Raw genomic sequence first — 11,500 nt, forward strand, 5'->3', positions numbered from 1 at the left:
AGTCAGACTTAATCCACAAAGAAATATTTGCAAAGGTTATTCTGCGATTGAAGTGCGTGGCGAATTGTATGGCATAGAGAAACGGATGGGCGGCCGTCCTCGGGGCAGGGGCCCAAATTGTTGCAAGGGATGTTTTTGCTCAGGTCCGCGAGTAGGAGCTCAGTGCCACCATCGCGTCCGCCAGCACGGTCTGTGCCAGCGGTCGCGAACCGTCGGGCAACCCGATCAGCACCCGCTGTACGCTATGGTCGTTGTAAAGGCTCACCATGAAATCCTCGACGCCAAGGCTGCCATAGTCGGCAATAGGCACCTCGACCGCCTCCACCACCAGCCGCGTCCCATCGTCGTGCTGCGCGCACAGCGCAAACACCAGCGCCAAAGCTGGCGACACCCCGGCCAGTCGCGTCCGGAACGCCAGGATATCACCTTCATCAGGCGCTGCCGCAAACAACCGGTCCACATAGGCGTCGATCAGGGCCGCAACCAGCAGCGCCCGTCGGCGCGACAGCGGCGCTGCCTGCGCCGCTTGCCATTCGGTCTGCAGATAGTCCCAATGCCCGGCGAGATCAGCCAAGATGTTTGCGGAAGAAGTCGAGCGTTCTGGCGGAAGCCTTGGTGCAAGCCGCCTCGTTGAAGTTGCTGGCGCGCTGGTTGTTGCAGAAGCCATGCGCCGCTTCATAGAGATGAATGGCAACGCCGGGATGCCGCGCCTTCAGCGCTTCGACCTGCTCCAGCGGAATGCCGGTATCCTGGTCGCCATAATGCATCTCCAGCGGAATGCTGGGCTCCAGCTCGATATAGTTGGGAATGCCGCCACCATAATAGCCGGACGCAGCGCTCAGCCCCAAACCCTTGTTGGCCGCACGCCAGCTCACCGCACCGCCGAAGCAATAGCCGGTAATGCCCACCTTGCCGCCCGCCTTGGCCGGTTCGATAGCCGCCGCGACGTCCAGCAGCGCCGTAGCGTGGTCGAACTTCTTCATCAGCTCGCCGATGATGACGAATTGCTCCGGCCCGTAATTGTCGCTCTCATAGCCGTACTCGATCCGGTCGAACATGGCCGGCGCCACCGCCACAAAGCCATGCCGCGCATAGCGATCCACAACATCGCGAATGAAGGTGTTGAGGCCCCAGACTTCCTGGATTACCACCACGCCGCCGCGCACCGGCCCCTCGGGCACGGCCCGATAGGCATTGAGGCTGAAGCCGTCGCTCGCCGTGATCTTGACCCGCTCGCCCATGATAACTCCGCAATGAAATGAAGAAAAACTAGCCGCCCGTAACGCTCATATGGCGGGCCACTGCCGGCGCAGGCTGCGCCCGGTCGATGACAAAGTCGTGGCCCTTGGGCTTGAGCAGCATGGCGCGATCCAGCGCCTCGTCCAGCGCTACCCGCCCACCGTCGCGCAGCGCATCGCGTAGGTTCACCTGGTCGTCCTGCCCCAGGCACATGAACAGCTGCCCGGTTGCCGTCAGCCGCACGCGATTGCAGCTTTCGCAGAAATTGTGGCTCATCGGCGTGATGTAGCCCAGCACGCCGCCGGTCTCGGCGACATGGACATATCGCGCCGGCCCGCCCGTACGCTTGTCGAGCTTGCTGAACGTATAGTGCCGCGCCAGCCGGTCATGCAATTCGCGCAACGGCAGATAGCTGTCGACCCGGTCGATGCCCACTTCGCCCAGCGGCATGCCCTCGATCAGCGTCAGGCCCATGCCCTTGCCATGGGCCCAGGCCATCATGGGCTCGATCTCGTCGTCATTGACGCCGCGCATCGCCACCATGTTGATCTTCAGCGCCAGGCCGGCGTCACGCGCAGCCTCGATGCCATCGAGCACATCATCGATCCGGCCGCGTCGCGTGATGGCGGTGAACCGCGACGCGTCCAGCGTATCCAGCGACACGTTGATCCGCTTCACGCCCGCCGCTGCAAGACCTCCAGCATGATTGCGCAATTGGCTGCCATTGGTGGTGATGGTCAGCTCGTCCAGCCCATGCCCGATCCGCGCCCCGAGCGTCCGCACCAGATCCATAATATCCCGCCGCACCAGCGGTTCGCCGCCCGTCAGCCTGATCCGCGTCGTGCCGCGGTCGATGAAGGCCGTCGCGATCGCCTCGATTTCCTCAAAGCTCAGCACATCCTTCTTGGGCAAGAAGGTCATATCCTCGGCCATGCAATAGACGCAGCGGAAGTCGCAGCGGTCCGTCACCGAGATACGCAGGTAGGAAATATGCCGCCCATAGCGGTCGATCAGCGGGCGGGCAGGGGGCATGGTCATACTCATGCGCGCAACCTAGTCCCGGCAGCACCATTTTCAAAGCCACGCCCAAACAAAAAGGGCCGCCCAGAAGGCGGCCCTCTATCAATTTCGCGCTAATACCAAGCTGGGCAGGCCAGCATCACCTGCTCAGCGCCTATATTAGTGGTTGACGATGATCAATGCGCCAACCTGCACGCGCTCGTAGAGATCAGTGATGTCTTCGTTGGTCAGGCGGATGCAGCCCGACGAAACGGCCTGGCCGATGGACCACGGTTCGGACGTGCCATGCACGCGGTAGAGCGTCGAGCCAATATAGAGAGCGCGGGCACCAAGCGGGTTGTCCGGGCCACCGGGCATGTAGGCCGGCAGATCCGGAACGCGCTTGCGCATCTGCGCCGGCGGCGTCCAGCCTGGCCACTCGGCCTTGCGGGTGATGCGATGCGTCCCGGACCAGGTAAACCCGTCGCGGCCGACGCCAACGCCGTAGCGCATGGCCTTGCCATCTTCGAGCACCAGATACAGGCGGCGCTCATCGGTTTCGATGACGATGGTGCCGGGCTTGTGGGTGGTCGCGTATTCGACGATTTCCTTGCGGATCGGGCTGCCGCCACGATTGCGAGTCTGGGCGACGGCCGGCTCTTCCCAGGTATTCGTATCGGCGTTGTACACGCGTGCCGCCATCGTCGGCATGACGCTTGTCGCCGACAAGATTAGGGAGAGCGCTATCGCGATAGCGGACTTGAACTTGAACATCTGACGACTTGGCCTCTGGAAGTAGAGCGAGCGTTCGATTCGAACGACGAAATATTGCGGTTGCTTACGCGGTTTAGAGACATGCGAAAAGAGCGTGTGCCGCTTTTCTGCCACACTTCGGGCACCTTGCCCAAATTGTGTTGCTGGCTGGTTACAGTTCCCGTTCACCAATGCGTGAACTACGCCGTTCTGCCGCATTGACACCGGCTTTGCGCCCTGCCAAGGCCTCACCTATGGCAGGGGAGATGAAGGCAGGATGAACGAAAATCTGAAGCGACAGGCCGCCGCCATGGCGCTGACCCAGGTTCAATCCGGCATGCGCCTCGGCCTGGGCACCGGCTCGACCGCATGGCACTTCGTCGATCTTCTCGGGCAGCAGGTCGCCGCTGGGTTCGACTGTCTTTGCGTACCAACTTCGGAAGCAACCGCACGGCAGGCCAAATCCCTCGGTATCCCGCTATCCGACCTCGAGACCCTGGACCGGCTCGACCTGACCGTCGACGGTGCCGACGAGATCGATCCCGCTCTCAATCTCATCAAGGGCGCTGGCGGCGCATTGCTGCGCGAGAAGATCGTGGCAGATGCGTCCGATGCCATGATCGTCATTGCCGACGCATCCAAGCTGGTTGAAACCCTGGGCAAGTTTCCCCTCCCGATAGAGGTCAACCGCTTCGGCTTGGGCGCCACGCAACGCGCCATTGCCGACGTCATGGTCACGCATGGCGGCGAGGGCGGGCTGCGGCTGCGCGCCACCGCATCGGGCGACAACTATGTCACGGACGGCGGTCATCTCATCCTCGATGCTTTTTTTGGCCGTATTTCGCAGCCAGAAGCGCTGTCGCGCGACTTACTCGATATTGCCGGCGTGGTGCAGCACGGGCTGTTCCTTAAAATGTGCAGGCGGGCTTATGTGGCGACCCCGGATGGCGTAAGAACGCTGCTCGCGGCTGAAGAATAATGGATCGGGACAACATGGGTAGTTTGAAGATGACCGGTGTGATGACACGCCTCAAGGCGCTTGTGGCCGTGGCGCTCAGCGCCTCTCTCCTGGCATTCTCGGCGCCTGCAATGGCGCAGGAAGTGCCGCCGGAGCAACTGGCACTGGCGCGCAAGTATATCGACCTCACCGATCGCGCCGCCGTCTTCGAGACCACTCTGGTCGAGATCGCCATTGGCACGATGCGCCAGATCGTGACGCAGAACCCCGAGATCTCCGAACTGACCGATACGGCGATCGGCAAGGTCTTGGAAGAGTACAAGGGCCGCAAGGGCGAGCTGCTCGACCAGTTCGCACGCGTCTACGCGATCCGCTTCACCGCAGAGGAACTGCAGGAGATCGTGGCCTTCTACGAATCCCCGACCGGCCAAAAACTGGCCGCGGCAAATCTGGAAGCCAACTCCGACCTGCAGAAGGTCATGCAGGTCTTTACCAACAATACGCGCCCGGAATTCTTCGCCAAGGTTCGCGCCGAACTCCGCGCCCAGGGCGTCGAGATGTAGCCAGCCCGGATCATTCCAGGTCAGGGTCCATTCGATCCTGGCATGGCAGACCGACCGGCCCCGCCTTGTGCGGGGCCTTTTTTTATGCGATGCGCCACCCGATATTCATCGCCAGATACCGATGTAACCTTTGGAGTTTGTCATGAACGATAGCTACGACCTCGTCGTCATCGGTGCCGGCTCCGGCGGCGTGCGTGCGGCCCGTATGGCGGCCACCTACGGCGCCAAGGTCGCTGTTATCGAGGAATTCCGCGTCGGCGGCACCTGCGTTATCCGCGGCTGCGTGCCCAAGAAGCTCTACGTCTATGCCGCGCGCTTCCACGACATGTTCGATGTCGCCTCCAGCTTTGGCTGGCAGGTCGATGCCAGCTTCGATTGGCCCACCCTGGTGGCCGCCAAGGAAAGGGAAATCACCCGGCTCGAAAGCGCCTATACGGCCAATCTCGAAAAGCCCGGCGTCGAGATCATCAAGGACCGTGGCGTCGTCACCGGCCCCAATGGCGTGCACCTGGTTGGCCAGGATCGGGACCTTCACGCCAAGTACATCCTCATCGCCACCGGCGCTCACCCCCACATCCCCCACATCCCGGGCGCCGAGCTCGCCATCACCTCCAACGAGGCGTTCGATCTTCCAGCTTTGCCGCATTCGATCCTGATCGAGGGCGGTGGCTATATCGCGGTCGAGTTCGCCACCATTTTCGCCGGTCTCGGCGTCGATACCACCATCATCTATCGCGGCCAGCGCATCCTGCGCACCTTTGACGACGACATGGCTGTCGGTCTCGAGGCGGGCTTGACCGATCGCGGCATCAAGATCATCTACCAGACCACGATCCAGTCGCTTGCCAAGCACGGCAACGACATCTTGGCCACCTTCAGTGATGGCGTTTCCGCGCCATATGGCGCCGTGATGTTTGCCACCGGTCGCACACCCAATACGCGTGGACTGGCGCTCGACAAAGCCGGTGTGCAACTGACCAGCGCAGGCGCCGTCAAGGTTGACGCCTGGTCGCAATCCTCCGTGCCCTCGATCTACGCCGTCGGCGACGTCACCGGCCGCGCCGCCTTGACCCCGGTCGCGATCCGCGAAGGCTGGTATTTCGCCGAAACCGTGTTCAACAACAACAGACAGGCCGTCGACCACGGCCAGATACCGACCGCGGTCTTTTCCGAACCCGAAATCGGTGTCATCGGCCTCACCGAGGCAGAAGCCGCCACCCATGGCGATATCGATGTCTATCTTGCCCGCTTCCGCCCGATGATGAACACGCTCTCGACCCGCAGCGAGCGCATGATCCTCAAGCTCATCACCGAAAGGGACGGCGGCAAGGTTCTCGGCTGCCACATCCTGGGCCCATCAGCCGCTGAAATGATCCAGCTCGTCGCCATTCCGATGGGCATGGGCGCGAGCAAGGCCGATTTCGACCGGGCAATGGCGCTGCATCCGAGTGCCGCCGAAGAACTCGTTACCTTCAAGGCCCCCAGCTACACCTATCGCGACGGCAAGAAAATCGGCGGCTAGGCTCGCTAAAAAAATGAACGCTGCCCCAAGGGACAGCGCTCCGATAGTCGTCCGCAAACGCGGCTTACTTCATCGTCACGCCATCAATGACCAGCGTATCGGCAATCACCGAAAGCGAAACGGAAGCAGCGGCGTAGGTCGAGTGGCTGGTCGAGACCGAGGTGACATGTGCGCCCTTGATCTCGTAGCGTAGCTCACGCAGCGTGCCATCGGCATCAGGAACGCTGGCGACGATCTCGAGGTCGCGATTTGCCGCTTCGGCACCGCCGGTCTGGGCCGCCCATTCCAGCAGCTTGGTGTCGATGGGCGAGATCACGACGAAGGACAGCGAGAAATCGGTGGAGGCCGGCACGTCGTCATATCCGGCATTGGTAGAAAGATAGACGCCCAGATCGTTGACCTTGTAGTCGCTGGTGCTGCCATCGGCGGCCGTGACGGTCAGCGTGGACGGATCGAAGGTCGGCGTCGCGTCCTGCGCCAGAACGGCAACTGGCGTCGTAACGGCAAGAGCCAAGGCGAAAAGTGCGCTGCGCGTAGAGATCGTGGTCATGTGAGACTTCTCCTGAAGTGCGCCAGACATGCTAAGCCGCCGCCTTGATTGTCAAGCAACCTCCAGCCAAGTGCAGGACGTGGCCCCGATTATCCTTGTCCCTCATGCGCAGCCTTGGTATTCCGCCCACAGCAGCAAGTAACCCTGCCTGAGCGAGACCTGATATGACCACCTGGACCCCCGATAGCTGGCGCGCCAAGCCCATTTCCCAGGTTCCGGCCTATCCCGATCCGGCAGCGCTGGTCGAAGCCGAGCGCCAGCTCGCCACCTTCCCGCCGCTCGTCTTTGCCGGTGAAGCTCGTGATCTCAAGGCGCGTCTGGCTGCCGTGGCCCGTGGCGAGGCCTTCCTGTTGCAGGGCGGCGATTGCGCAGAGAGCTTTGCCGAGCATGGCGCCGACCATATTCGCGATTTCTTCCGCGTCTTCCTGCAGATGGCGGTGGTGCTGACACACGGCGCCTCCAAGCCCGTGGTCAAGGTTGGCCGCGTTGCCGGCCAGTTCGCCAAGCCGCGCTCTGCCGATACCGAAACCATCGATGGCGTCGAGCTGCCCTCCTATCGCGGCGACATCATCAACGATATCGGCTTCACCGAGAGCTCGCGCGTTCCCAATCCCGATCGGATGCTCCAGGCCTACCGCCAGTCCGCCGCGACCCTGAACCTGCTGCGCGCCTTCTCGATGGGCGGCTATGCCGAACTGACCCGCATCCACGAATGGACCGTGGGGTTCATGAAGGGCTCCAACTGGTACCCGCGCTACGAAGAAGTCGCCCGCAAGATTGACGACGCCATCACCTTCATGGGCGCCCTCGGGCTCAACCCGGACAATACCCCGGCTCTGCGCCAGACCAGCTTTTTCACCAGCCACGAAGCCCTGCTGCTCGGCTATGAGGAAGCGCTGACCCGTCGTGACTCGATCACCAATGACTGGTACGCGACCTCTGGCCACATGCTGTGGATCGGTGACCGCACCCGCCAGCCCGATGCTGCCCATGTCGAATACTTCGCCGGCATCAAGAATCCCATCGGCATCAAATGCGGTCCGTCGCTGACCTGTGATGACCTGCTGCGCCTGCTCGACCGGCTCAACCCCACCGACGAAGCCGGTCGCATCACGCTGATCAGCCGCTACGGCTCCGACAAAATTGCCGACCACCTGCCACGTCACATCGAAACCGTGCAGAAGGCCGGACGCACCGTCGTCTGGTGCTCCGATCCGATGCATGGCAACACGATCAAGGCCTCGACCGGCTACAAGACCCGCCCGTTCGACCGCGTACTGTCCGAGGTGAAGTCCTTCTTCGAAATCCACCGCGAGCTGGGCACCTATGCCGGTGGCGTGCATATCGAGATGACGGGCGATGATGTCACCGAATGCACCGGCGGCAGCTTCGCCACCGTCACCGAGGCGTCACTGTCCGACCGCTACCACACCTATTGCGACCCCCGCCTTAATGCCAGCCAAGCCCTGGAGCTGGCCTTCCTCGTCGCCGAGGAAGTTCACGCCCAGAAGCCGCCGCGCCAGCGCATGGCCGCCGGGGAATAATTCTGCGGCCTGGTGAACCCGGGGAGGGGGCTTCGCGTTGCCATGTTGCAGCGGAAAGCATTAATAGGGTTAGGTTCCGTGCGGTCTGCCTTCACGAAAGCTGCCTATGCCGAAGTCCCTGTTTCCTGAGGCTGACACCGAGACGCGCGCGCGCCTCGAACAGAACCCCACGCTCAAGCTGATCAACGACTACGATTGGGCGAGCAATTCGCTCGGCCCCATTCCGGACTGGCCCGAAAGCCTCAAGGGCGCCGTGCGCGTCATGATGGCGGCTTCGACGCCAATGGTCATGATGATCGGCCCGGACGGCGTGTTGGTCTACAATGACGCCTATGGCGATTTTGCCGGCAACCGGCATCCGGCGATTTTCGGGCAACCCGCCACCTTGGCCTGGCCCGAGATCGCCGATTTCAACCGTGCCCACATCGCGCGCGGCCTGAGCGGCGAGTCGCTGATCCTGCGTGATCAGGAATTGGTGCTCGATCGCCACGGCCGCATGGAATCGGGTTGGATGGACCTCCATTACAGCCCCGTGCTCAACAACGATGGCATGCCCCTAGGCACATTGTGCATCGTCCACGAGACCACCAACCGTGTGACCGCCGAAAAGGCCCTGGCCGATAGCGAGCTGCGTTTTCGCACCCTGGCCGACACCATGCCGCAAATGGTCTGGTCGACCCTGCCGGACGGCTTCCACGACTACTATAACGCCCGCTGGTACGAGTTCACCGGCGTGCCGGCAGGCAGCACCGACGGCGAGGGCTGGAACGGTATGTTCCATCCCGAGGATCAGGAACGCGCCTGGTCCACCTGGCGCCTGTCCCTGGCGACCGGCGAGCCCTACGAGATCGAGTACCGCCTGCGCCACCATACCGGCGAATACCGCTGGACCCTCGGCCTGGCCCTGCCCATCCGCGATAGTTCCGGCACCATCGTCCGCTGGATCGGCACCTGCACCGATATTCACGCGACCAAGCTCGCCGCCGAGGAGCGCGAACTGGTGGCCCAGGAACTCAGTCACCGCATCAAGAATATCTTTGCCGTGCTAACGGGCATCATCAGTCTCTCGGCCCGCAGTCGCCCGGAGATCAAGCCCTTCGCCGACGAACTGCGCCAGCGTGTCTATGCCCTGGGCGAGGCCCACGATTTCGTTCGCCCGCATAGCCATGCCTCGCGCAGCGCCGGTGGCCAGAACTCCTTGCGCTCGCTGATCGAGCGCCTCGTTCGTCCCTACCGCAATGCCGATATGGACCGTGTTCGATTGGTGGGGGACGATGCCGCCATCGACGATGGCGCTGCCACGCCCCTCGCCCTGTTGTTCCACGAGCTTGCGACCAATGCCGCCAAATATGGCGCGTTGTCGGAGGCCGAGGGCAGGGTGGTGCTGACCGGGCGAGACCCAGGCGATGGCTGTTACTTGCTTACGTGGAAGGAACTGGGCGGCCCGGTCCCGTCTGCTCCGACCGACAGTAGCGGCTTCGGGTCACGCGTTATCGAACTCAGCGTGCAGGGGCAATTGCGTGGCAAGCTGGAGCGTCACTGGGAATCCGACGGCCTGCGCGTCGATATCGAAATACCGATGGAAGCGCTCACGCGCTCCGCGCGTCTGACCAGTTGAACAGCCGCAGCCGCTGCGGTGGCGTCGCCTCCGCTGCATGGTGCCGCGCGGCGGCATAGGACACGGCAGCCCGCAAGTCCTTGTCGGTGACCGGTTTTGGCAACACCCCGATCGTGCCGGGAATACCGTCGCCGAGCTGGGACGGATTGGCCGTCATGAACAGCACAGTCACGCCATGGGTCTGGGCCAGGATATGGCCGATCTTGCTGCCGGTCGGGCCATCTTGAAGGTTGAGGTCGACCAGCGCGACATCGGCATCACCGGCAAGCGCCAGCGCGGTGCGTTGGTCGGCGGCAATGCCGACGGGGATATGCCCCATCTCCGCGATCACATGTTCAATTTCCGTGGCGACGAATATCTCGTCCTCAACCACCAGTATCCTGCACGTCATAATATCACTCGTCACACACTTGGCCTTCTGGCTAGGAGCAACTCCTGTGGCTGCAACAGGTTGCCTGCTTGGCACGCGCAGCAGCCATCCAGCGTCGATTCTGCGCCCCAGCGGTTACCAAAATCCCAAGTGAAAGGCCCGACCTGCGCTTAGCGGAACATTAACCCTAATGCTTCATAAATTTCGACAATGACCCAGTAAGCGTACCGATCCCGGAGGATCTCATGAAGCGCTCCCTGCAAGGCGCCGTGGCAATTTTGGCAGTCCTCGTCGCAGTGCCCGCACTCGCAGCCGACTATCCACCCTTGCGGCCTGCCTATCCCGACGATTGGGAGAGCAGTGAGGCCAATCCGCTGCGTTACGAGGTGGGCCTGCGCTACTGGTATTCGCTGGGCGGTCAGGACGTGACCTTTCCGAGCGCGTTTGGTGACACCATCCTTGGCGTCCGCGACACGACCCATATCGGGGAACTCTACGGTCGCATCGACGACCTCTCGACCCAAAGCTACGTCAAGGTCTATGGCGGTCTCGGCTTTGCCAGCTCCGGCACCTATGACCTCCAGCAACCCTTCATGCCCGATGTGAACACGTCACTCGGCGGCGCCGGTCGCGTCGGTTACGTTGTCGGCGACTTCGGCTGGTTGCCCTTCGGAAACATGGAGGAAGGCTTCGCCATCGGCGGGCTGGTCGGCTATCAGTACTGGAATGACTCACCGGACATTGGCCGCGGAAACTTCGCCGTCGTTGACGATTCCTCCGATATCGCCTGGACGCCGGGGTCGCCGACCTACTCGATCGGCGGCGACAGCGAGCGCGACAATCTCGACATTCACGCGTTGCGACTGGGTCTCAGCGCCCAGGTCGATATCAACGACATGTTCGATATCCGCGCCGAAGTGGCTGCCATACCCTACGCCTGGGTCACCGGCACTTTCGGGCCGCACGAAGTTCCCAATATTCCGTTCCCCGGTGGCACGGCCTACAAGGCATCAGCAACCTCGGTCAGCGGCACCGGCTACGGCGCTTCGGGCGAACTGATGGTGGGCGTCCACCCCACCGAGAACCTCACTTTGCGCATCGGCGGTCGTGCCTGGTACGTCGGCGGCACGCTCGACGCGACCTACACCCAGGCCAACATCACCGATCCGATCGATGCCGATGCTGACGGCATCTACGAGACCGGCCCCTCGCTGTCACTGCAGGACTATATCTTCACCTCGCAATTCGCCCAGGTGTTCCGCTACGGCGCCCTGTTCGAACTGACCGGCCGCTTCTAGCACCGGCACCACACCATGCCTGTTGTCCGCTTGCCCTCCTTGGGGTGAGCGGATAAGTCTTGCGCGCGTTCCGGCACCCCCTGCCG

General features: G+C 62.5%; 12 protein-coding genes. 6 read left to right on the forward strand and 6 right to left on the reverse strand.

The window, feature by feature from the left end; genetic code table 11:
* Window positions 1-139 precede the first annotated feature (139 nt).
* The 4 genes from IM737_RS19740 to IM737_RS19755 form a co-directional block, all read right to left on the reverse strand.
* Entirely contained in the window at window positions 140-574 is a 435-nt protein-coding gene (locus IM737_RS19740) for a hypothetical protein (protein WP_236897028.1), read from the reverse strand.
* Window positions 567-1,241, reverse strand: a complete 675-nt coding sequence (locus IM737_RS19745; protein ID WP_236897030.1) for a dienelactone hydrolase family protein — start codon at window positions 1,239-1,241, stop codon at window positions 567-569. Before IM737_RS19745 ends, IM737_RS19740 begins: the two co-directional genes overlap by 8 nt.
* Window positions 1,242-1,269: 28 nt before the next feature.
* Window positions 1,270-2,283 (reverse strand): GTP 3',8-cyclase MoaA, encoded by a 1,014-nt coding sequence (gene moaA, locus IM737_RS19750; RefSeq protein WP_236897032.1) that lies wholly within the window; start codon window positions 2,281-2,283, stop codon window positions 1,270-1,272.
* A gap of 135 nt (window positions 2,284-2,418) precedes the next feature.
* Entirely contained in the window at window positions 2,419-3,012 is a 594-nt protein-coding gene (locus tag IM737_RS19755) for a L,D-transpeptidase (RefSeq protein ID WP_236897034.1), read from the reverse strand.
* Window positions 3,013-3,268: 256 nt separating this feature from the next.
* On the opposite strand from IM737_RS19755, the gene rpiA reads away from it, so the two are divergent.
* From rpiA to gorA, 3 genes are all read left to right on the forward strand, one after another.
* Window positions 3,269-3,970, forward strand: coding sequence for a ribose-5-phosphate isomerase RpiA (gene rpiA, locus IM737_RS19760; protein WP_236897036.1), 702 nt, complete (start codon window positions 3,269-3,271; stop codon window positions 3,968-3,970).
* 14 nt (window positions 3,971-3,984) lie between these two features.
* Window positions 3,985-4,512, forward strand: coding sequence for a DUF2059 domain-containing protein (locus IM737_RS19765; RefSeq protein ID WP_236897038.1), 528 nt, complete (start codon window positions 3,985-3,987; stop codon window positions 4,510-4,512).
* 142 nt (window positions 4,513-4,654) lie between these two features.
* A complete protein-coding gene (gene gorA / locus IM737_RS19770; protein ID WP_236897040.1) occupies window positions 4,655-6,034 on the forward strand; it encodes a glutathione-disulfide reductase in 1,380 nt (459 codons plus the stop codon).
* Between the two features lie 64 nt (window positions 6,035-6,098).
* On the opposite strand, the gene IM737_RS19775 is transcribed toward gorA, so the two are convergent.
* Window positions 6,099-6,584, reverse strand: coding sequence for a hypothetical protein (locus IM737_RS19775; protein WP_236897042.1), 486 nt, complete (start codon window positions 6,582-6,584; stop codon window positions 6,099-6,101).
* Between the two features lie 164 nt (window positions 6,585-6,748).
* On the opposite strand from IM737_RS19775, the gene IM737_RS19780 reads away from it, so the two are divergent.
* Together IM737_RS19780 and IM737_RS19785 are read left to right on the forward strand one after the other, a co-directional pair.
* Window positions 6,749-8,128, forward strand: coding sequence for a class II 3-deoxy-7-phosphoheptulonate synthase (locus IM737_RS19780; protein WP_236897044.1), 1,380 nt, complete (start codon window positions 6,749-6,751; stop codon window positions 8,126-8,128).
* A 106-nt stretch (window positions 8,129-8,234) separates the two neighbouring features.
* Window positions 8,235-9,746 (forward strand): PAS domain-containing protein, encoded by a 1,512-nt coding sequence (locus IM737_RS19785; RefSeq protein WP_236897046.1) that lies wholly within the window; start codon window positions 8,235-8,237, stop codon window positions 9,744-9,746.
* Here IM737_RS19785 and IM737_RS19790 read toward each other — a convergent pair.
* Entirely contained in the window at window positions 9,718-10,137 is a 420-nt protein-coding gene (locus IM737_RS19790) for a response regulator (protein WP_236897048.1), read from the reverse strand. The two genes, IM737_RS19785 and IM737_RS19790, sit on opposite strands and share 29 nt — an antisense overlap.
* A gap of 224 nt (window positions 10,138-10,361) precedes the next feature.
* Between IM737_RS19790 and IM737_RS19795 the strand changes: the two genes are divergently transcribed.
* Window positions 10,362-11,414: a hypothetical protein gene (locus IM737_RS19795; protein WP_236897050.1), complete on the forward strand. Its 1,053-nt coding sequence runs from the start codon at window positions 10,362-10,364 to the stop codon at window positions 11,412-11,414.
* Window positions 11,415-11,500: the final 86 nt, after the last annotated feature.

The organism is Devosia sp. SL43 (assembly GCF_021729885.1).
GTDB lineage: Bacteria > Pseudomonadota > Alphaproteobacteria > Rhizobiales > Devosiaceae > Devosia.

Excerpts from the sequence above, each read along its gene's own strand:
- IM737_RS19745 (WP_236897030.1), bottom strand. The coding sequence starts at position 1,241 with ATGGGCGAGCGGGTCAAGATCACGGCGAGCGACGGCTTCAGCCTCAAT.
- rpiA (WP_236897036.1), top strand. The coding sequence starts at position 3,269 with ATGAACGAAAATCTGAAGCGACAGGCCGCCGCCATGGCGCTGACCCAG.
- gorA (WP_236897040.1), top strand. The coding sequence starts at position 4,655 with ATGAACGATAGCTACGACCTCGTCGTCATCGGTGCCGGCTCCGGCGGC.
- IM737_RS19755 (WP_236897034.1), bottom strand. The coding sequence starts at position 3,012 with ATGTTCAAGTTCAAGTCCGCTATCGCGATAGCGCTCTCCCTAATCTTG.
- IM737_RS19790 (WP_236897048.1), bottom strand. The coding sequence starts at position 10,137 with ATGACGTGCAGGATACTGGTGGTTGAGGACGAGATATTCGTCGCCACG.
- IM737_RS19785 (WP_236897046.1), top strand. The coding sequence starts at position 8,235 with ATGCCGAAGTCCCTGTTTCCTGAGGCTGACACCGAGACGCGCGCGCGC.
- moaA (WP_236897032.1), bottom strand. The coding sequence starts at position 2,283 with ATGAGTATGACCATGCCCCCTGCCCGCCCGCTGATCGACCGCTATGGG.
- IM737_RS19765 (WP_236897038.1), top strand. The coding sequence starts at position 3,985 with ATGGGTAGTTTGAAGATGACCGGTGTGATGACACGCCTCAAGGCGCTT.
- IM737_RS19780 (WP_236897044.1), top strand. The coding sequence starts at position 6,749 with ATGACCACCTGGACCCCCGATAGCTGGCGCGCCAAGCCCATTTCCCAG.
- IM737_RS19795 (WP_236897050.1), top strand. The coding sequence starts at position 10,362 with ATGAAGCGCTCCCTGCAAGGCGCCGTGGCAATTTTGGCAGTCCTCGTC.
- IM737_RS19775 (WP_236897042.1), bottom strand. The coding sequence starts at position 6,584 with ATGACCACGATCTCTACGCGCAGCGCACTTTTCGCCTTGGCTCTTGCC.